Genomic DNA, 20,048 nt, shown 5'->3' on the forward strand with positions numbered 1-20,048 from the left:
CCGAAAGCCATTCGTCGCCTGTGACTGAAACCATTCTCACCCTCACCGATGTTGTCGTCGCCTTCGACGCGCTGCGCGCCGTCGACGGCGTCAGCCTGACCGTGCCGCGCGGACAACGGCGCGCGATCATCGGCCCCAATGGCGCGGGCAAGACAACGCTGTTCAATGCGATCACCGGTGTGATCCCGCCGACCGACGGCACCATCGTCTTCGAGGGCAAGACCATCACCAAGCTGCCGCCCCATCGTAGAGCAGCGCTTGGCATCTCACGCACCTTCCAGATCACCAATCTGTTTCCGACGCTGTCGGTGCAGGACAACATGGTGCTGGCCGTGCGCGGATTGTCGCCACGAAAATTCTCGCTGTTCGGCTCACCCGACACCAACGACGAAGAAAATGCCCGGATCGTGAAGGCGCTCAACGCCGCGCAGATGCATCACCGCACCGACATCCCGGTGAAGGATCTGTCCTACGGCGAACAGCGTCAGCTCGAAATCGCGCTCGCCTTGGTCACCGAGCCAACCACATTGTTGCTCGATGAGCCCGCCGCCGGCCTGTCGCCGGCGGAGCGCACCATCGTCGCCGACGTCATCAAATCCCTGCCGCGCGATTTGACGCTGGTACTGATCGAACACGACATGGCGTTGGCCCTTGGTCTCGCCGATTTCGTCACTTGCCTGCATGAAGGCCGCGTCCTCGTCGAGGAATCTCCGGACGCCATCCGCAAGAACCAGAAGGTGCAGGAAGTTTATCTCGGAAAGCCGCGTCATGCTTGAGGTCCGCGATCTGCAAAGCTATTACGGCGACGCGCATGTCATTCATGGCGTCTCACTGAACGTCGCAGCCGGCGAAGTCGTGGCTCTGCTTGGCCGCAACGGCATGGGCAAGACCACAATCATCCGCTCGATCATGGGCCTGACGCCGCCGCATGTGCGCAGCGGCAGCGTGCGCTGGAAGGGCCAGGACCTGCTCGGTCTTCGCCCGCATGACATTGCCGCCCGCAAGATCGCCATCGTGCCGCAGGGGCGCCGCCTGTTCCCGTCGCTGACCGTGACCGAGCATCTCACCATGCTCAAGAGCGCCCGCGCCACAGAGGGCTGGACGATGGAGAAGGTGTTCGGCCTGTTTCCGCGTCTTGCCGAACGCCGCCATCATCGTGGCGGCCAACTCTCCGGCGGCGAACGCGGCATGCTGGCTGTCGGCCGTGCCTTGATGATCGATCCGGAACTGATCCTGATGGATGAGCCGTCGGAAGGTCTTGCACCGGTAATGGTGCAGCACCTTGAGGATATCGTCCTCAGCTTGAAAAAAGAGGGATTATCAATCCTGCTAGTCGAGCAAAATCTCTACAGCGCCCTCGCCGTCGCCGACCGCGTCTATGTGCTCGATACCGGACGGATCGTCAGCGAAGGTGTCGGCAAAGAGATTTCAGAAAACCCCGAGCAACTCCTCGAGCATCTCGGCGTACATTAGGATCGATATCCGAGCAGCGCCGACAATGCCGACGCCGATTGCTTCACCGCCTGAGCGCAGTCGGCCACCCGCTTCGGCGGAAAACGCACCGATGGTCCAAACAATCCCAGCGAGCCGACGACATCGCCCTGTCGATCGAAGACAGGACTGGCGATCGCCTGCGCCCCCTCAATGAAGTCACCACCACTGAGGGCGAAGCCATCGCGGCGGATATCGAGAAGCTTGCGCTGCAAAGTGCGGACCTTCGCCTCATCGAGTTCTTCCGCAATGATTTCAGCGGCCTGCTTCCCATCAACATGGGCGAGAATAGCAAGGCCGCTCGCACCGCGGGCGAGGCTGCCGGAAAATCCAAGCCCGTTCGCGTAGGATAACGGCTGCTGGCTCGGCAGCTCCGCCACACAAAAGCGCATCTTGTCCTTGCGCAGATAAAGCCCAACTGTCTCGTTGTGAAGCTCGAGCAATTCCTGCAGCAGCGGTGCTGCGAGGCGCGCGATATCGAGCGAGTTGGCCCAGGCATCCGCCAGCCGGCCGACGCCGACATCCAGCCGGTAGCGCGGCGGATCGCCATCCTTGCGCACGAAGCCGCGGCGGATCAGCGTCGAGAGAATGCGATACAGCGTCGGACGCGACAGCTTCGCGCGCTTCTCAATCGCCGTGATCGACAGCGCATTGCGATCGGACGCAAAGCATTCGAGCACATCGATGGCCCGGTCGATGGCACGTACGTTCTCGGATTTCACGCCCATTATTCGATAGTCCCACTGTCGCTTGTCATTGAAATTTGACGGACACGCGCCGCCAGCCTACCCTCTGTTTTTGAGACTTATAGTCCGCTTAGCGGACGATTGCCAGAGACCCGACAGGAGAAAGTCCGAAATGGAAGCCGAGGCCGCGGGCGGGTCGAAACCGGCGTCACCACGACGGCGCGACACTGTGCTTGGCTGGCAGGATCTGCGCGCTTGGCTCGCGCAAGTGGAGCAGCATGGCGAGTTGCAGCGGATCGCCGCGCCGGTCGATCCGAACGAAGAGTTGGGGGCCATCACGCTGCTGGCCACGCGGCAGGACAAGTCGCCGGCGCTGATGTTCGAAAACATGACCGGAGACACGACCGGCTCGCGCATCCTCACCAACATGCTCGGCGCCAGCAAGGAACGCTTTGCCCTGGCTGTCGGTTTCGATCCCTCGCTCTCTACGACGGAGATGATTCAAGCGACGCGAGCGATCATGAATGAGCCGATCAAGCCGGTGATGATTGCGAAGGACAAGGCGCCGGTGAATGAAGTCGTGCTCACCGGCAACGACATCGATCTCACGACATTCCCGGTACCGCGCTTCTGGCCCGGCGATGGCGGACAATTCATCGGCACCGGCAACATCACCTTCACCAAGTCGCCCGATACCGGCCGCATCAATGTCGGCTGCTATCGGCAGATGTTGCAGGGTCCAGACAAAATCGGGCTGTATTGCTCACCCGGAAAACATGGCCTGCTCGATCGCGAAGCCTGGTGGGCACAAGGCAAGCCCTGCGAAGTCGTCGCCGCTTACGGCATCGACCCGGTGCTGTTCATGCTGGCGGCGCAAAGCTTCGGCGCCGACCAATCCGAGCTTGATGTCGCCGGCGGCATCATGGGCCGGCCGATCGAACTCACCAAATCCGAGTTTGTCGATCTGCCGATCCCGGCACATGCGGAATTTGTCATCGAAGGCGTGCTGCATCAGGGCAATGTGATGCCGGAAGGGCCGCTCGGCGAATTCACCGGCTATTACGGGCGCGAGCGTTCGCCGCAGCCGGTGATGGAGATCAAGGCGATCCATCATCGCAAGTCGCCGATCTTCACGCATGCGCTGATGGCGCGTTATCCATCCTGTGAGATCGGCGCCTATTACGCGATCATGCGCTCGGCCCGCATTCTCGACGATCTCGAACGCATCGGCGTGCCCGGCGTGGTCTTGGCCTGGTCGCATCCCGCCGCGGCTTCGGGCTGGGGCATGGTGGTCGTCTCGGTGCAGCAGAAATATGCCGGTCATTCGGCGCAGGTGCTTGCGCTGGCCGCGCAATGCCCGGCGGCGGCCTATTACACGAAGTGGGTCATCGTGGTAGACGAGGATGTCGATCCGACCGATCTCAACGATGTGCTGTGGGCACTCTCGACGCGCTGCCATCCGTCCGAGGATATCGACATCCTACGCAACACGTGGTCGACGGGGCTCGATCCCAGCCGCTTCCCGCCAGAGGCGCGGCCTTATGGCTCGAAGGTGCTGATCAATGCCTGCAAGCCGCATCAGCATCTGAAGCAATTCCCGCAATCGACGGCGATCCGCCAATCGGTTCACGATCGCGTGCGGGCCCGCTGGGAAGAGCTGGGCTTCAGCGGCCCTGCACCGAAGATGACGGCGTTTCATCCGGAAACGCCGTCCGAATGAGGGTCACATCACGTTGACCAAAGCCACATCCGGTGGGGCTTAAAGGCCCAGCCGGCATTGCGGCGCCCCTGCGGTTACGATAACGCCTGTCGCATTATGATCACCGGTATTGCGGCACTGTCCCTCGTTATCTGGCTGTATCTCCTGCTGTTCCGCGGGGGCTATTGGCTGTCCGCCGTGCGCGATGACACGGTGTCAGATGCGCCACTGGCGAAGCCCCACATCGTCGCTGTGATTCCGGCGCGGAACGAAGCCGACAACATCGCCGACAGCCTCGGCTCGCTGCTGGCGCAGGACTATGTCGGGCGCTTCTCGATCATTCTGGTCGACGACAACAGCGAGGACGCAACAGCCGCGATTGCCGAAAGGCTCGCGCGCGAGGCGCCCAAGGTGCCGCTGACCGTGCTGCGCGGCACCCCGTTGCCGGAAGCGTGGACCGGTAAGCTCTGGGCGGTGAAACAGGGCATCGCAGCGGCGAGCAACCATGCGCCCGATTTCCTGCTGCTGACCGACGCCGACATCGTCTACGAGCCACAGGTCGTGTCGTGGCTAGCCTCACATGCGGTCGCAGGCCGCTACGTGTTGACCTCGCTGATGGCCAAGCTGCGCTGCGAAACTTTCGCTGAGCGCGCTTTCATCCCGGCCTTCATCTATTTCTTCGAGATGCTCTACCCGTTCCGCTGGGTGAACAACCCGCACAAGAAGCTCGCCGCCGCAGCCGGCGGCTGCATGCTGGTGAAAGCGGATGCGCTGGCGCGGGCCGGCGGGATCGAGGTGATCCGCGATGCGCTGATCGACGATTGCACGCTCGGCAAGGTCATGAAGGACCAGGGGCCGATCTGGCTCGGGCTGACTAGCCGGGTGCACAGCATCCGCCCCTCGGTCGGCATCGGCGATATCCACGCCATGGTGTCTAGGTCGGCCTATGCCCAGCTTCGCTATTCCCCGCTCCTCCTAGCCTTAACCATTCTGGGCATGGCGCTGACCTATTGGGTGGCTCCGCTGGCGGCCATTTTCGGGGATGGCCCCGTCCGGTGGCTGGGGCTTGGAACCTGGGCTCTGATGGCGGTCACCTTTTGGCCCACGTTGCGATTTTATGGTCTGTCCGCGCTCTGGGGCCTCGTTTTGCCGGCCATTGCAACGGCCTATATGGCCTTCACAATCAGTTCCGCGCTACAGCATATCCTCGGGCGGGGCGGCCGCTGGAAGGGCCGTAACCAGGCCAGAATGCATAACGCAGGCATGAAAAAGGTATCATGAGCCAGTCGGCGGACTATCGGTCCGGAAAGGGTCATCGGGACGAGAATTTCCCCGTCGCCTCACATCTCGTGAGCGCGCGACACCGGCCGATCATCATGGCCTTTTATGACTTCGCCCGCGCGGCCGACGATATCGCCGACCATGCCACCCTGACCCCTGACGAAAAATTCGTCCAGCTCGACCGGCTGGAGGCCTCGCTGACCGGGACCGGAGCCGACGATCCTACGGGGCTGCGGCTCCGGGCGGCGCTAATGGACTGTAACCTGCCGCCGCGCCACGCGCTCGATCTGCTCAAGGCTTTCCGGCAGGACGTGACCAAGACTCGCTATGCCGACTGGGACGAACTGATCGGCTATTGCACCTACTCCGCGATGCCGGTTGGCCGCTTCGTGCTTGATGTGCATGGCGAGGATGTCTCCACCTGGGCGGCATCGGACGTGCTCTGCACCGTGCTGCAGATCATCAATCACACCCAGGATTGCGGAAAGGATTATCGTAATCTCGACCGCGTCTATATCCCGCAGGATATGCTGGCGGCGGCCGGTGCGACCACTGCAATGCTGGGCGCCGCCTATGCGACACCGCAATTGCTGAACTGCCTGCACAGGCTGACCGACCGCACGCAAGTTTATTTCGATGCGTCGCCTTCCCTCGCCGGCGAAATCAAGGACACGCGCCTCGCCTGCGAGGTCGCTGCGATTGATGCGTTGGCGCGCAAGCTGCTTGCGATCCTGAAACAGGGCGACCCGCTGAAAGACAAGGTGCATCTCGGCAAGGGCGCAATGCTGGCGACCATGATCACTGCTGTTGCCGGCACGCTGGTTCGCCGTGTCGGATCAGGCAGCACGATGCAACGCGGCTCACAAGGTGCACGGCCGTGAGCATGTCTGCGACCGCCGACTCCAGCAACGCGGAAGCCGCACAACAGGCGAGCGGCTCGTCCTTCTATCTCGCCATGCGCATCCTGCCGCGCGAAAAGCGTGAGGCGATGTTCCAGGTCTACAAATTCTGCCGAGAGGTAGACGATATCGCCGATACCGCAGGGCCGCGCGATGCCCGCATCGCGGCGCTCGACCGCTATCGCGCCGATGTTGCCTCACTCTATGGGGGGCTGCCACCGGGGCAGATGAAAGGCTTTGTCGAGCCGCTGAAGCAGTTTGGCTTTCGCAAGGAAGACTTTCTCGCAGTCATCGACGGCATGGAGATGGATGTCATCTCCGATATCCGCGCGCCGGACCTCGCGACGCTCGATCTTTATTGCGACCGCGTCGCCAGCGCCGTCGGGCGTCTCTCGGTGAAGGTCTTCGGCGTGCCGGATGAGGATGGCATCGCGCTGTCGCATCACCTCGGCCGCGCCTTGCAACTGACCAATATCCTGCGCGATGTCGATGAGGACGCCGATATCGGACGTCTTTATTTGCCGCGCGAATATCTTACCGCGGCCGGCATCGCCACCACCGATCCAAAAAAAGCATTGGCAAGCCCTCGGCTCGGCGAGGTCTGCGCGCCGCTGATTGCGCAGGCCCGCGAGCATTTCAAACAAGCCAGTGCGATCATGGACAAACAGACACGCGCCAGCGTGAAGGCGCCGCGCATCATGGCCGAGGCCTATGCGCCGATGCTCGATGCGCTGGAAAAACGCGGATTCAATCCGCCTCGTCACCGTGTGCGTATGAACCGCGCCCATCTCATCATCGCGATCCTGCGATACGCCTTCATCTGATCCATGCTCAAACACGTCCACATCATCGGCGCCGGCCTTGCCGGCCTTTCCGCTGCGGTTCGGCTGACGCAAGAGGGCATTCCCGTCACCGTGCACGAAGCCACGCGGCAGGCCGGTGGCCGCTGCCGCTCGTATGACGACGCGCAGACGGGAATGCATATCGACAACGGCACGCATCTGTTGCTGTCCGGCAATTACTCCGCCGTCGACTATCTGAGGGCGATCGGCGTCACACCGGATTTCGCGCCGGCCGATTTCCGTTTCGTCGATGGCGCCAATGGCGAAAGCTGGGTGCTGCGCCTTGGCGATGGCAGCCTGCCACTGTGGATCTTCGACCGCTCGAGCCGTGTGCCGCAAACCAGCATCACCGATTATCTCAAGCTGGCGCCACTCCTCCTCGGCACGCAGGACAAGCCGCTGAGGGAAGTGATCGATCGCGACGGCGAATTGTATCGCCGTCTGCTTGATCCTTTAATGATCGCGGCTCTGAATATCGACACGCCGAGCGGCTCGTCGAAACTGGCCGCACAGATAGCACGCGAGACGCTTCTTCGCGGCGGCCATGCGTGCCGGCCGCTGGTATTCGAACGCGGCCTCAGCAGCGCCTTCGTCGATCCCGCGCTCACGTTCCTGAAAGGTCGCGACGTTGATGTGCGCTTCGAGCACGAACTCGAATCTCTGAAAATCTCGGACGGCCGCGTCGAGACTCTCACATTCAAGGACGGCGAAACGGCCCTTGGCCCGGATGACGCCGTGATCATGGCGGTTCCGGCCTATACCGCAGCCAGCCTCGTGCCGGGCCTGATGGCGCCGGATCAATTCCGCGCCATCATCAACATTCATTACGATCTCGCACCACCCGCCGGTTCACCATTCATGACAGGTGTCATTAACCAAACGGTCGAATGGATTTTCGCCTTTAAAAGCCGCATTTCCATCACCATTAGTCATGCCGATCGGTTACTTACTCTACCTAGGCTGGAGATCGCAGAGACGGTGTGGCGAGAAGTCACAGCCATTCTCGGCATGGACGCGCCGCTTCCGAAATGGCAATTGGTACGGGAACGGCGCGCAACTTTTGCCGCAACTCCGGAACAGAATGCACGCCGGCCAGCTCCGCGCACTCAATGGCGCAACCTGGTCCTGGCCGGCGACTGGACCGATACCGGCTTGCCCGCCACGATTGAAAGCGCGATCCGATCCGGCGCGCGCGCAGCACAGTTTGTCCGCAACGCATGAACATAATGACGACCATATCTACCCCTGTGGCCCGCGAGGCGCTGACGCATTCGGTCGGCAAGGCGGCGGACGCATTGCTGAAGCTGCAGCAGCCGGACGGTCACTGGGTGTTCGAACTGGAAGCCGACGCCACAATCCCCGCTGAATATGTGCTACTGCGCCATTACCTTGGCGAACCGGTCGATGCCGAGCTTGAGCGGAAGATCGCCGTCTATCTGCGCCGTATCCAGGGCAAGCATCACGGCTGGCCGCTCTTCCACGGTGGCGAGTTCGACATGAGCGCCAGCGTGAAAGCCTATTTCGCGCTGAAGATGATCGGCGATTCCCCGGATGCCGATTACATGCGCCGTGCGCGCGAAGCGATCCTGGCCCGCGGCGGCGCATCGGGCAGCAATGTGTTCACCCGCGTACTGCTGTCGCTGTTCGGCGTTACCACATGGCGTAGCGTCCCGGTGATGCCGGTGGAGATCATGCTGCTGCCGCGCTGGTTTCCGTTTCACATGTCGAAGATTTCCTATTGGGCACGCACGGTCATCGCACCGCTTTTGGTGCTCGGCGCGTTAAAGCCGAAGGCGCGCAACCCGAAGGGCGTCACGATCAACGAACTGTTTCTGGAGCCGCCGCACTCCCTCGGCGGCGTGAAGAAGGCCGGCCATCAGAAATGGTCGTGGTTCCTGTTTTTTCGCAGCGTCGATATCGTTCTGCGCGCGACCGAACCATTCTTCCCGAAAACGACGCGCAAGCGTGCGATCGACGCCGCTGTCGCCTTCGTGAAGGAGCGCCTGAACGGTGAAGATGGCCTCGGCGCCATTTATCCGGCGATGGCCAACAGCGTGATGATGTATGACGTGCTGGGCTATCCCGAAGATCATCCGGATCGCGCCATTGCGCGCCTGTCGATCGACAAGCTGTTGGTCGTCAAAGACGACGAGGCCTATTGCCAGCCTTGCGTCTCGCCGGTGTGGGACACTGCACTGACGGCACACACGATGCTGGAAGCCGGCGGCGAACAAGCAACCAAGGCGGCACAGGCGGGACTCGATTGGCTGATCCCACGGCAGGTTCTGGACGTCAAAGGCGACTGGGCCGAAGCACGGCCTGATGTCCGTCCGGGCGGCTGGGCATTCCAGTACAATAACGCGCATTATCCCGATCTCGACGATACGGCCGTCGTCGCGATGGCGATGGATCGCGCGCAGGCCAACAGCAGCACACACAATTTCGATAAGTCGCTGAGCCGCGCGCGCGAATGGGTGCTCGGGCTACAAAGCAAGAATGGCGGCTGGGCCGCCTTCGATGCGGACAATACCTACAGCTTTCTCAACAACATCCCGTTTTCGGATCACGGCGCGCTGCTTGATCCACCGACCGAGGATGTCACCGCGCGCTGCATCTCGATGCTGGCGCAGATGCCTGGCGACGTTCAGGGCGACCAAGCGATCGAGGCCGGCATTGAATATTTGCGCAAGACGCAGTTGCCGGATGGCTCGTGGTACGGGCGCTGGGGCCTGAACTACATCTACGGCACATGGTCTTCGCTCTGCGCGCTGAACGCCGCCGGCCTCGATCACAAATCGGATGTGGTACGCAAGGCCGCCGACTGGCTGCTCAAAATCCAGAACGCGGATGGCGGCTGGGGCGAGGACGGCACCAGCTACAAGCTCGAATACAAGGGTTATGAACCCGCACCGAGCACGCCGTCACAAACCGCATGGGCCCTGCTCGGCCTGATGGCCGCCGGCGAAGTGGATCATCCTAAAGTTCAACAAGGTATCCGTTATCTGATGGAGCAGCAGGGCAAAGACGGCCTCTGGGACGAAGAGCGCTTCACCGCGACGGGCTTCCCGCGGGTATTCTATTTGCGCTATCACGGATACCGGAAATTCTTCCCGCTCTGGGCGCTGGCGCGTTATCGCAACCTGACCTCGGCAAACGACCGCCGCGTCGCTTTTGGTATGTAAGGATTTCAGTACCCGCGTATGAGTTTCTCCCCACCAGACCTCCTGGTTGTAACCGGCCTGCAGCGTGAAGCGCAGATCGCCGCAGGCGATGGCGTGATGACCGTCTGCAGCGGCGGCAGCCGCAGCGTGCTGTCGCAATGGCTGGCGGGCGTGGAACCGCCGCGCGGCGGCGTATTGAGCTTTGGTCTCGCCGGCGGTCTATCGCCCGACCTGCGTTCGGGTGATCTCGTGTTGGGTTCGCATGTTCTCGAACAGAGTGAACGTCACGACGTCCATAGCGACTGGCACAGCACCATCCTGTCGGCCGCGAAGAGTACGATGCGCGTGCGGTACGGCGGCATCACCGGCCATGACGCCGTGGTGGCAAGAGCCGCCGACAAGGCGGCTTTGCATGCGGGCAGCGGTGCACTTGCGGTCGACATGGAATCCCATATCGCCGCAATTTATGCACGCAAACACGGGCTTCCCTTCGCCATCATCCGGGTGATCAGCGATCCGGTCACACGCAGTCTGCCGCCGATTGCGTCGGACGCGTTGAAGCCCGACGGCAATATCGATATGCCGAAAGTCCTGAAAGGGATTGCGCGGAGCCCCGGTCAATTGCCGGCGCTGATCGCAGCCGGCTTCGATTCGGGGCGCGCTTTCGCCTCGTTACGCCGCGTCCGCGGTATTCTTGGCCCGCTCTTCGGCCTCCGCCTTCCGCATCTCTGACAGCTTCATCTGAACTTGCGACGAGAACACGTACTGGGCCGGGCGCTGCTTATCGAGCCCGATTTCCGGCGCCATCGGTCCTGAGGTGCGGACGCCGCGCAGCGACACCCACAGCGCCTTCAGCGGATTGTTGAAGGCTGCATCCGCAGCGGTCGGCTCATAGCCGCAATGGGCCATGCAGTTCGCGCATTTTTCATACTTGCCGGTGCCGTAGGAATTCCAATCCGTGGTTTCCATCAGCTCCTTGAAGGTCTTGGTATAGCCTTCGCCGAGCAGATAGCAGGGCTTCTGCCAGCCGAAAATGTTGCGCGCAGGCATGCCCCACGGCGTGCATTCGTATTCCTGGTTGCCGGCAAGGAAGTCCAGAAATGAGGTTGAGTGCATGAACTTCCAGCGCTTGCCCTTGCCGAGCTCGAACACCTTGCGGAACAGTTCCTTGGTCTTCTTGCGATTGAGGAAATGCTCCTGATCCGGCGCACGCTCGTAAGCGTAGCCTGGCGAGATCGACACGCCGACGTTCATTTCCTTCGCGTAGTCGAGGAAGGCCGCGATGTCCTCGGCCGAATGCCCGTCGAAGATGGTCGCATTGACGTTGACCGCGAAGCCCGCGTCCTGCGCCGCCTTGATCGCCTTCACCGCCTTGTCGAACACGCCCTTCTGCGACACTGCTTTATCGTGATGATCGCGCAGACCGTCGAGGTGGACGGAGAAAAACAGATAGGGCGACGGCTTGAACAGATGCAACTTTTTCTCAAGCAGCAGCGCGTTGGTGCAGAGCGAGACGAATTTCTTGCGCGCCACGAGGCCGGCAACGATCTCGCCGATCTCCTTGTGGATCAGCGGCTCGCCGCCCGGAATGGCGACCATCGGCGCGCCGCATTCTTCCGCGGCGTCCCAGCACTCCTGCGCCGACATGCGGCGATTGAGGATCGCATCGGGATAATCGATCTTGCCGCAACCGACGCAAGCGAGATTGCACCGGAACAAGGGCTCCAGCATCAGCACCAGCGGATAGCGTTTCCGGCCAAGCATCTTCTGCTTCAGCAGATAGGCGCCGATACGGATTTCCTTGTGAAAGGGAATAGCCATGAGTGTGTGTCTGCCCAATTGGATCTTAAAATCTTTACACCGACGCCAGTTCAGCGGGGAGGCGGAATTCGATATTTTCTTCGCGACCGGGCAGCGTGGACACTTCAACCGGCTTCAGCTTCTTTAGAGCAGTTATAACGTCATCGACCAATACTTCGGGTGCAGATGCACCAGCCGTAATGCCAACGGTTTTGACTCCATCCAGCCAGGCCGGATCGAGTTCGGAGCCATTGGCGATCAGATAGCTCGGAATGCCGAGTTCGGCTCCGATCTCACGCAGCCGATTGGAATTGGACGAGTTCGTTGCTCCGACAACCAAAAGTAGATCGGCGACCTCGCATAGATCGCGCACGGCGCTCTGGCGGTTCTGCGTTGCGTAGCAAATGTCGCGCGTATCCGGCCCCTGGATATCGGTGAAGCGGCGAGTCAGCGCGGCAATGATTTCCTTGGTATCGTCGACGCTGAGCGTGGTCTGCGTGACGTAGGCAACCGGCGTATCAGTCGGGATCGTCAGCGTTTCGACGTCGGCGACGGTCTGAACCAGCACCACCGGTGCCGGGATCTGACCCATCGTGCCTTCGACTTCCGGATGGCCTGCATGGCCGATCAGGATCACGGTACGGCCCTGCTTGACGTAACGCTTGCCCTGATTGTGAACCTTGGTGACGAGCGGACAGGTCGCATCGATCACCGGCAGGTTGCGCACTTCCGCTTCGCCTTCCACGGCTTTCGACACGCCATGCGCCGAGAAGATCGCGACCGCATCGTCCGGGATCTCGGACACGCTCTCGACGAAGCGCGCACCCTTCGCCTTCAGCGTCTCGACCACGTATTTATTGTGAACGATCTCGTGACGCACATAGACGGGCGGCCCATATTTCTTGAGCGCCCGTTCGACGATGTCGATCGCTCTCACGACACCCGCGCAGAAGCCGCGCGGCTGCGCAAGAACGACCTTCAAAGTCATGATCTGAGTTCCGTGCATGACAGTCGTTTACGCGAGCTGCATGGTTTCGATTTTACGGTCCTTGCCGAGCGCCTCGAAGGCCTTGGCAATAATACCGTTCGCATCGAGGCCAGCACGGGCATACATCGCCGCCGGACTATCGTGATCGATGAACACATCCGGTAGAACCATCGAGCGGACTTTCAGGCCAGTGTCGAGCACGCCATGCTCGGCCAGAGCCTGCATCACAAATGATCCGAAGCCGCCGATCGACCCCTCTTCGATGGTGATCAGGACTTCGTGGTTCTTGGCCAGGCGCAGCAGGAGATCGACGTCCAGCGGCTTAGCGAAACGGGCGTCCGCCACTGTGGTCGTTAAACCATGCGCGGCGAGCGATTCCGCCGCCTTCATGCATTCGGCGAGACGGGTGCCATAGGAGAAAAGCGCAACTGTGTTGCCTTCGCGCAGGACGCGACCTTTGCCAATTTCCAGCGGCTTGCCGATCTCCGGCATGTCGACGCCCACACCATCACCACGCGGGTAACGCAACGCCGATGGGCGATCGTCAATCACGGCCGCGGTCGCCACCATATGCACCAGGTCAGCCTCGTCGGCTGCCGCCATCAGCACGAAGTCCGGCAGACAGCCAAGATAGGCAACATCGAACGAGCCGGCATGGGTCGGACCATCGGCGCCGACAAGACCTGCGCGGTCCAGAGCGAATCGCACCGGCAGTTTCTGGATCGCGACGTCGTGTACGATCTGGTCGTAGGCGCGTTGCAGGAAGGTCGAATAGATCGCGACGAACGGCTTGTAACCACTCGTTGCAAGCCCTGCAGCGAAGGTCACCGCGTGCTGTTCGGCGATGCCGACATCAAACGTACGTTTCGGAAACGCCTTCGAGAAGATGTCAACACCGGTACCGGACGGCATGGCTGCGGTGATCGCAACGATACGATCGTCCTTTTGCGCTTCCTTGACGAGGCTCTCGCCGAACACCTTGGTGTAGGACGGCGCATTCGCTTTCGCCTTGGACTGACGGCCCGTGACCACATCGAACTTGACGACACCATGATATTTGTCGTCTGACGCCTCCGCCGGAGCATAACCCTTGCCCTTTTGCGTCACGACATGAACGAGGATCGGCCCCATGTCGGCGTCCCGCACATTGCGCAGCACGGGCAGGAGATGATCGAGATTATGGCCGTCGATCGGGCCGACATAGTAGAAACCGAGTTCTTCAAACAGCGTGCCGCCGGTCACCATGCCGCGTGCATACTCTTCCGCGCGTGCGGCCTGGGTCTTCACAAACTTCGGCAGATGACTTCCGATTTGTTTACCGATTTCGCGCAACGACAGATAAGTGCGGCCGGAAATCAGGCGTGCCAGATAAGCCGACATCGCGCCAACGGGGGGCGCAATGGACATCTCGTTGTCGTTCAGGATCACGATCAGACGCGAGTCCATCGCGCCCGCATTGTTCATGGCCTCGTAAGCCATGCCAGCCGACATCGCACCATCACCGATGATGGCAACGACATTGTTCTTGGTACCGGACAGATCGCGGGCCACAGCCATGCCAAGGCCCGCCGAAATCGATGTCGACGAATGCGCTGCCCCGAACGGATCGTATTCGCTTTCGGTGCGCTTGGTGAAACCGGACAAACCGCCCCCCTGTCGCAGCGTGCGAATGCGATCGCGCCGGCCGGTCAAAATTTTATGCGGATAGGCCTGATGCCCGACGTCCCAGATCAACCGGTCTTCCGGGGTGTTGAATACAGCGTGCAAAGCCACGGTGAGCTCGACAACGCCAAGGCCGGCGCCGAGATGTCCCCCGGTGACAGCCACCGCGCTGATCGTTTCATTCCGCAACTCGTCGGCGACCTGTCGCAATTGACTGTCGCGAAGCTTACGGAGGTCAGCGGGTGTCTGGAGGGTGTCCAGGAGGGGGGTAGAAACAGTCATTATCGAAACACCTTTGCTCCGGACGTTGTTAAACTTATGGCGCAATTACAGGATTTTGGTTCCTTGGAACGCAAAAAACATGCCCCGGCAAGCCCAATTAAGCCAGCCAAGGCGTCGCTTTCGAAGAATGAAGGTTACGGAAACGGAAATTCATGATGGATTCTCAGAAGGCCTCGGTGTTGCCCGGGATCATTGGAAAAATCGTTCAAGGCAGCATTCGGTTCCCTTGGCTCACGATCCTACTTTTCTGCCTGATTTCGGCAGTATCCGGGATCTATGCGGTTCGCAACTTCGCCATAAACACCGATATCAGCAACCTCATCTCACCGGAACTTGATTGGCGGAAGCGAGAAATCGCATTCGAAAAGGCCTTTCCAAGCCGTTCTGAGAGCATTCTGGCGGTCGTAGACGCACCAACGCCGGAACTGGCGGCCCTCGCGGCGGATGCCCTGACCGAGAAATTGAAAGGCCAATCCGGCATTTTCAACGCTGTCCGGCGCCCGGACGGGGGCGAATTCTTCGAAAAAAACGGCCTGCTCTTCATGCCGGTTGAGAAAGTCGGCGAGACCCTGGGCCTCCTGCAGGCTGCGGGACCGTTTATCGGGACGCTGGGCCGCAATCCGAACTGGCAGGGCCTCGCCCAAGCGACGCAGATGAGCCTGATCGGTGTCCGGGGTGGTCGGCTCACCCTCGATGGCATGACACCGATCTTCGACCGGTTCTCCAATACCTTCGAACAGATCGCCGCAAATCAGCCGGCCAGCTTTTCCTGGCAGGAGCTGTTGAACAATGCCAAGTCCCAGCCCGGCGATACCCGGCGCTTCATCGACATCTGGCCAAAGCTGGATTTCTCCGCTCTGGAGCCTGGCCGTGCGGCCACGGATGCCGTCCGCAAGGCGGCGGCCGATGTCGACATCGCATCCAATTATCAGGCACGTCTGCGCCTGACAGGCCCAGTGCCGATATCGGACGAAGAATTCGCCACAGTAAAGGAAGGAGCGCTGGTCAACGGCATCGGGACGGTCATCATCGTCCTCTTCATTCTGTGGTTTGCGCTGAAATCGGCGCGTATCATTGCTTCAGTCTTTATCGCATTGACAGCAGGCCTCGCCATTACGGCAGCGCTTGGTTTCGCGCTGGTCGGCTCGCTTAACCTGATATCTGTCGCTTTCTTTGTCCTGTTTGTCGGGCTGGGCGTCGATTTCTGTATTCAGTACAGCGTCCGTTATCGCGACGAGCGATATCACGGAGACACTCTCAAAGATGCGCTTGTCGATGCTGCTAAAGGTGTCGGCGGCCCATTGACGCTCGCGGCCGCCGCCACAGCAGCGGGCTTCCTGGCGTTCCTGCCGACCAATTATCAGGGCGTGTCCGAACTCGGACTGATCGCCGGCCTCGGTATGATCATCGCATACGCGGTCACGATCACGCTGCTGCCGGCGCTCCTCGCGATCGTCAATCCACCGGGCGAGAAGGAACCGCTCGGATACGCGTTCCTCGCACCGGTCGACCGCTTTGTGGAGCGCTATCGCATCGCCGTCGTTGCCGGCACGCTTGGCGTGGCTATCCTTGGTGCGCCATTGCTCTATTTTCTGCGCTTCGATTTTAACCCGCTGAACTTGCGCAGCCCCACCGTCGAATCCATCGCGACCTATCTTGACTTGCGCAAGGACCCCAACACGGGTGCAAGCTCGATCAATATCCTTGTGCCCAATGCCAAAGACGCGCAAGCCGTCGCCGCCAAGCTGCGCGGCCTTCCGGAGGTCGCCCGGGTCATGACCCTGGAGAGCTTCGTGCCCGAAGATCAGGAGGCCAAGCTCGGCCTGATCAAGCAAGCGATCCCGGCACTGAGGCCGAACCTGAACGTCAAGCCCGGCCCGACGCCAAGCGATGCCGACAGCATCGCAGCGATCAAACAGACGTCGGAAGCATTGAAAGGCATCGCTGAAGGCAAAACCGAACCGGGCGCTGTCGCCGCACAGCGGCTTGCCAAACAACTCGATGCCCTCGCCACCGATTCAACTGCGAGACGAGCCGCGGCCGAGAAGGCTGTCACCATGCCGCTCAACTTCAAGCTGGCTGAACTGCGGAACCTCCTGCAGGCGCAGCCCGTCACAGCGGCGAATTTGCCAGACGATCTCAAGCAGACATGGACAACAGCGGACGGGCAAACCCGCGTTGAAGTGTTTCCCAGCGGTGACCCAAACGATAATGAGACGCTCCGCACATTCGCGCAGAAAGTCTTGGAGGTCGCGCCGAATGCGATCGGTGGGCCGATCTCCATCCTAAAATCGGGCGACACGATTATCGTCGCGTTCATTCAAGCTGGAGCGCTGGCTCTGTTCTCGATCAGCATCCTGCTTTGGATCGTGCTGCGACGTTTTGGCGACGTATTGCTCACCATTGTGCCGCTGCTGCTCGCCGGCGTGATCACGATGGAAATCTGCGTATTGATCGGGTTACCCTTGAACTTTGCGAACATCATCGCGCTGCCGCTGCTGCTGGGCATCGGCGTCGCCTTCAAGATCTACTACATCATGGCATGGCGGTCGGGTCAGACCGGCCTGCTGCAATCGAGCCTGACCCGCGCTGTGTTTTTCAGTTCGCTGACCACCGCAACGGCTTTCGGCAGCCTGTGGCTGTCGAGCCATCCCGGCACGTCGAGTATGGGCAAGCTTTTGGCCCTGTCGCTGGTGACAACGCTGGCCGCCGCAGTGCTCTTCCAGCCTGCGCTAATGGGCCGGCCGCGGAACGGAACCAAGCCGGGAACAGACGCTGGCGTTAAGTGACGCCGCGCTGCCGGTTGTGGTGGTGGCACTTGCCCCGCCGGCGCCGGCAGCGCCTTTGCCTTTTGTGGAGGGAGCCGGAGCGGTCGTGGGTGCAGGAGCATCCGCAACCTTCGTCCAGGTTTCGCCGCCGCAGAACACACCAAGGACACAGCCCTGCACCTTGAGGGCGGTAGGAGACACGAGGGTTACGTTGGAGTCATACATCTTGCCGTTCTTGGCATTGTAAATCTTGCCGACCCACTTGTTGGCCTCGGGCTTCTTGGTGTCGGGTTTCATATTCATGAGGATCGGCATACCTAACGTCGGACGGGTCCGCAGCGCCGGGTCAGGATTTTCCGAGTCCGTGCCTGGGCTTTGTTCCCAGCCGATCACACCCCAAAGGGCGCCGTCGCAAATGGCGACCCGGATATGGGCCGTACCCTCTTCGACCCGCCAGTCACCGGTCGGATCGGGTGCCGAGGCGGGAGAAGCCGGAGCCTGCGCGACAGCTTGTCCCGCGTTGAGAACCAAAAACACCGTGAGCACCAACAGCTTTTTCATGCTACCCAACTTTCCGAAACGTGGGCCCATACCAATTTGCCTTTGCAGCCTTGAGGCCAAAGGCGTAAGGGGCACCCAGATACCCTAGCAGAATCAACACCATGCTTGAACGCCAAAACTACGACATTGCGGCCCTTTTTGAAGCGCGCGAACGCGAGCGGTTCGACATTCATACTCGTTATCTGAACGAGCAGATGGTCCGGGTGTTGCGGACCATCGGATACGACGTCGGTTTCCGACGTGGTCTGGGGCAATATCTCTACGATCGGAACGACGCGCGTTATTTGGACCTGCTGAGCGGATTTGGCGTTTTCGGGATCGGCCGAAACCATCCTGCCCTGCGTGTGGCGCTGGAAAGCGTGCTCGATGCCGAGTTGCCCAATCTGGTGCAGATGGATGTTCCGCCCCTCGCGGGGGTGCTGGCTGAGCGACTGCTGGGGAAAGCGCCCTACCTGGACAAGGTTTTCTTCGCCAATTCGGGCACTGAATCGGTTGAGGCCGCGATCAAGTTTGCCCGCGCAGCGACCGGGCGCTCGCGTATTCTGTCCTGCGAACATGCGTTCCATGGATTGACCTTTGGCTCGCTCTCGCTGATCGGCGACGATATTTTCAAGAACGGCTTCGAGCCGTTGCTCGGCGACTGCGCCGCTGTCCCTTTCAACGATCTCAACGCACTTGAGGACAAGCTCCGCACACGCGAAGTCGCTGCCTTCATCGTCGAGCCGATCCAGGGCAAAGGCGTTCATCTGCCGAGCCCCGACTATCTAAAGAATGCGGCAGAGCTTTGCCGCCGGTATGGCAGTCTTTTCATTGCCGATGAGATTCAGTGTGGCCTTGGCCGCACTGGGAAATTCTTCGCGGTCGATCATTTCGACGTGAAGCCGGACATGATCCTTGTCGCGAAGGCCTTGTCGGGCGGTCATGTGCCGGTTGGCGCCGTGCTGACGCGCAAGGACATCTACGACAAGCTGTTCAACCGAATGGACCGTGCCGTCGTGCATGGGTCGACATTCGCCAAAAACGACCTGGCAATGGCCGCCGGGATCGCGACGCTCGAAGTCATCGAATCCGAAAAGCTTGTCGAAAATGCCGCACGCACCGGTCAGCGTCTGCTGACCGCGTTCAAAGATATGGCTGAGCGGCACGAATTGCTGTGCGACGTGCGGGGCCTCGGCCTCATGATCGGCATCGAGTTCGGCACACCGAAATCGCTGAAGCTGCGAGCCTCATGGACGATGATCGAAACCGCCAGCCGGGGCCTGTTCTGCCAGCTCATCACCATCCCCCTGTTCAAGGAACACAAGATCCTGACACAGGTGGCGGGACATGGCAGTCGCACCATCAAGCTGCTTCCGCCCTATGTCATTGCCGACGATGACTGCGCCTGGATTGAAAAGGCATTCGACACGGTGATCGCCGAAAGCCACCGGGTGCCCGGCGCCATCTGGTCGCTTGGCAAGACCCTGATCGAGAATGCCGCCGCAGCCCGGCGCGCCCAGGCGTCCTGACTGACTGGCCAGGGCGCGGAGGCTATGGAAAAAATGGCCGATGAAAGGGTTTGTTAATCCGCAGTTTTTGCCGATTTGACCGGTTCGGATTCGTTCTTTGGGAACAAAGCGGCATCATTTTGCGAACGCCGGAACAAAATAAGGTCGCTGCCATTTTGATTGCGTGCTAACCTGTGCGTCCCGGCGAGGGCGCCGAATTGGAGAAACTACAAGTGGCTAAAGGCACCGTGAAGTGGTTCAACAGCACGAAGGGATACGGCTTCATCCAGCCCGATACAGGCGGAAAGGACGTGTTCGTTCATATCTCGGCTGTTGAGAAGGCTGGTCTGAGAGGCCTCAATGAAGGTCAGAAGATCGAATATGAAATCGTAGCAAATCGCGGCAAAGAATCTGCGGAAAACCTGAAAGTCTGATATTCCA

At 60.7% G+C, this 20,048-nt stretch carries 17 protein-coding genes; 12 read left to right on the forward strand and 5 right to left on the reverse strand.

Translation table 11 applies throughout. The features are described 5' to 3' along the window. The first annotated feature begins 20 nt into the window (after window positions 1-20). Window positions 21-776 (forward strand): ABC transporter ATP-binding protein, encoded by a 756-nt coding sequence (locus CAK95_RS04455; RefSeq protein WP_086086841.1) that lies wholly within the window; start codon window positions 21-23, stop codon window positions 774-776. Beyond that, a complete protein-coding gene (locus tag CAK95_RS04460) occupies window positions 769-1,473 on the forward strand; it encodes an ABC transporter ATP-binding protein (protein WP_086086842.1) in 705 nt (234 codons plus the stop codon). Before CAK95_RS04455 ends, CAK95_RS04460 begins: the two co-directional genes overlap by 8 nt. On the opposite strand, the gene CAK95_RS04465 is transcribed toward CAK95_RS04460, so the two are convergent. After that, window positions 1,470-2,219 carry an IclR family transcriptional regulator gene (locus tag CAK95_RS04465; RefSeq protein WP_086086843.1) on the reverse strand — a complete coding sequence of 250 codons (750 nt, stop codon included), beginning with the start codon at window positions 2,217-2,219 and terminating at the stop codon, window positions 1,470-1,472. The genes CAK95_RS04460 and CAK95_RS04465 overlap by 4 nt on opposite strands. A gap of 130 nt (window positions 2,220-2,349) precedes the next feature. Here CAK95_RS04465 and CAK95_RS04470 point away from each other — a divergent pair, with 130 nt between their 5' ends. The 7 genes from CAK95_RS04470 to CAK95_RS04500 all read left to right on the forward strand — a co-directional run bounded on the left by CAK95_RS04470 (window position 2,350) and on the right by CAK95_RS04500 (window position 10,791). After that, complete coding sequence (locus CAK95_RS04470; RefSeq protein ID WP_086086844.1) at window positions 2,350-3,897, forward strand: UbiD family decarboxylase; 1,548 nt, start codon at window positions 2,350-2,352, stop codon at window positions 3,895-3,897. A gap of 96 nt (window positions 3,898-3,993) precedes the next feature. Further along, complete coding sequence (locus CAK95_RS04475) at window positions 3,994-5,157, forward strand: glycosyltransferase (protein ID WP_183044362.1); 1,164 nt, start codon at window positions 3,994-3,996, stop codon at window positions 5,155-5,157. Then, window positions 5,154-6,038 carry a squalene synthase HpnC gene (gene hpnC, locus CAK95_RS04480; protein WP_086086845.1) on the forward strand — a complete coding sequence of 295 codons (885 nt, stop codon included), beginning with the start codon at window positions 5,154-5,156 and terminating at the stop codon, window positions 6,036-6,038. Before CAK95_RS04475 ends, hpnC begins: the two co-directional genes overlap by 4 nt. A 2-nt stretch (window positions 6,039-6,040) precedes the next feature. Further along, a complete protein-coding gene (gene hpnD, locus CAK95_RS04485) occupies window positions 6,041-6,880 on the forward strand; it encodes a presqualene diphosphate synthase HpnD (RefSeq protein ID WP_086086846.1) in 840 nt (279 codons plus the stop codon). 3 nt (window positions 6,881-6,883) lie between these two features. Further along, window positions 6,884-8,119, forward strand: a complete 1,236-nt coding sequence (gene hpnE, locus CAK95_RS04490) for a hydroxysqualene dehydroxylase HpnE (protein WP_086086847.1) — start codon at window positions 6,884-6,886, stop codon at window positions 8,117-8,119. Then, complete coding sequence (gene shc, locus CAK95_RS04495; RefSeq protein WP_425349671.1) at window positions 8,116-10,080, forward strand: squalene--hopene cyclase; 1,965 nt, start codon at window positions 8,116-8,118, stop codon at window positions 10,078-10,080. The genes hpnE and shc overlap by 4 nt, the downstream gene beginning before the upstream one ends. Before the next feature lie 18 nt (window positions 10,081-10,098). After that, window positions 10,099-10,791 carry a phosphorylase gene (locus CAK95_RS04500; protein ID WP_086086849.1) on the forward strand — a complete coding sequence of 231 codons (693 nt, stop codon included), beginning with the start codon at window positions 10,099-10,101 and terminating at the stop codon, window positions 10,789-10,791. Here the strand turns inward: CAK95_RS04500 and hpnH are convergent. From hpnH to dxs, 3 genes are read right to left on the reverse strand one after another with little or no spacing between them, the layout of a single operon-like run. Continuing rightward, the gene (gene hpnH, locus CAK95_RS04505; protein ID WP_086086850.1) at window positions 10,732-11,880 is read right to left on the reverse strand and encodes an adenosyl-hopene transferase HpnH; all 1,149 of its coding nucleotides are present in this window, start codon (window positions 11,878-11,880) and stop codon (window positions 10,732-10,734) included. The genes CAK95_RS04500 and hpnH overlap by 60 nt on opposite strands. A gap of 34 nt (window positions 11,881-11,914) precedes the next feature. Then, on the reverse strand, window positions 11,915-12,847 hold the full coding sequence (gene ispH / locus CAK95_RS04510; RefSeq protein ID WP_086086851.1) for a 4-hydroxy-3-methylbut-2-enyl diphosphate reductase: 933 nt from the start codon (window positions 12,845-12,847) through the stop codon (window positions 11,915-11,917). Window positions 12,848-12,874: 27 nt separating this feature from the next. Further along, on the reverse strand, window positions 12,875-14,791 hold the full coding sequence (dxs, locus tag CAK95_RS04515) for a 1-deoxy-D-xylulose-5-phosphate synthase (protein ID WP_086086852.1): 1,917 nt from the start codon (window positions 14,789-14,791) through the stop codon (window positions 12,875-12,877). Window positions 14,792-14,967: 176 nt separating this feature from the next. Here dxs and hpnN point away from each other — a divergent pair, with 176 nt between their 5' ends. Beyond that, window positions 14,968-17,580, forward strand: coding sequence for a hopanoid transporter HpnN (gene hpnN, locus CAK95_RS04520; RefSeq protein WP_425349697.1), 2,613 nt, complete (start codon window positions 14,968-14,970; stop codon window positions 17,578-17,580). Here the strand turns inward: hpnN and CAK95_RS04525 are convergent. Next, a complete protein-coding gene (locus CAK95_RS04525) occupies window positions 17,524-18,120 on the reverse strand; it encodes a DUF2147 domain-containing protein (protein WP_086086854.1) in 597 nt (198 codons plus the stop codon). The genes hpnN and CAK95_RS04525 overlap by 57 nt on opposite strands. A 101-nt stretch (window positions 18,121-18,221) precedes the next feature. Between CAK95_RS04525 and CAK95_RS04530 the strand changes: the two genes are divergently transcribed. Continuing rightward, a complete protein-coding gene (locus CAK95_RS04530) occupies window positions 18,222-19,628 on the forward strand; it encodes an aspartate aminotransferase family protein (protein ID WP_086086855.1) in 1,407 nt (468 codons plus the stop codon). A gap of 212 nt (window positions 19,629-19,840) precedes the next feature. Further along, entirely contained in the window at window positions 19,841-20,041 is a 201-nt protein-coding gene (locus CAK95_RS04535) for a cold-shock protein (protein WP_086086856.1), read from the forward strand. The last annotated feature ends 7 nt before the right edge of the window (window positions 20,042-20,048 follow it).

This window comes from Pseudorhodoplanes sinuspersici, assembly GCF_002119765.1.
Lineage (GTDB): Bacteria > Pseudomonadota > Alphaproteobacteria > Rhizobiales > Xanthobacteraceae > Pseudorhodoplanes > Pseudorhodoplanes sinuspersici.

Excerpts from the sequence above, each read along its gene's own strand:
- CAK95_RS04460 (WP_086086842.1), top strand. The coding sequence starts at position 769 with ATGCTTGAGGTCCGCGATCTGCAAAGCTATTACGGCGACGCGCATGTC.
- CAK95_RS04465 (WP_086086843.1), bottom strand. The coding sequence starts at position 2,219 with ATGGGCGTGAAATCCGAGAACGTACGTGCCATCGACCGGGCCATCGAT.
- CAK95_RS04470 (WP_086086844.1), top strand. The coding sequence starts at position 2,350 with ATGGAAGCCGAGGCCGCGGGCGGGTCGAAACCGGCGTCACCACGACGG.
- CAK95_RS04475 (WP_183044362.1), top strand. The coding sequence starts at position 3,994 with ATGATCACCGGTATTGCGGCACTGTCCCTCGTTATCTGGCTGTATCTC.
- hpnC (WP_086086845.1), top strand. The coding sequence starts at position 5,154 with ATGAGCCAGTCGGCGGACTATCGGTCCGGAAAGGGTCATCGGGACGAG.
- hpnD (WP_086086846.1), top strand. The coding sequence starts at position 6,041 with ATGTCTGCGACCGCCGACTCCAGCAACGCGGAAGCCGCACAACAGGCG.
- hpnE (WP_086086847.1), top strand. The coding sequence starts at position 6,884 with ATGCTCAAACACGTCCACATCATCGGCGCCGGCCTTGCCGGCCTTTCC.
- shc (WP_425349671.1), top strand. The coding sequence starts at position 8,116 with ATGAACATAATGACGACCATATCTACCCCTGTGGCCCGCGAGGCGCTG.
- CAK95_RS04500 (WP_086086849.1), top strand. The coding sequence starts at position 10,099 with ATGAGTTTCTCCCCACCAGACCTCCTGGTTGTAACCGGCCTGCAGCGT.
- hpnH (WP_086086850.1), bottom strand. The coding sequence starts at position 11,880 with ATGGCTATTCCCTTTCACAAGGAAATCCGTATCGGCGCCTATCTGCTG.
- ispH (WP_086086851.1), bottom strand. The coding sequence starts at position 12,847 with ATGACTTTGAAGGTCGTTCTTGCGCAGCCGCGCGGCTTCTGCGCGGGT.
- dxs (WP_086086852.1), bottom strand. The coding sequence starts at position 14,791 with ATGACTGTTTCTACCCCCCTCCTGGACACCCTCCAGACACCCGCTGAC.
- CAK95_RS04525 (WP_086086854.1), bottom strand. The coding sequence starts at position 18,120 with ATGAAAAAGCTGTTGGTGCTCACGGTGTTTTTGGTTCTCAACGCGGGA.
- CAK95_RS04530 (WP_086086855.1), top strand. The coding sequence starts at position 18,222 with ATGCTTGAACGCCAAAACTACGACATTGCGGCCCTTTTTGAAGCGCGC.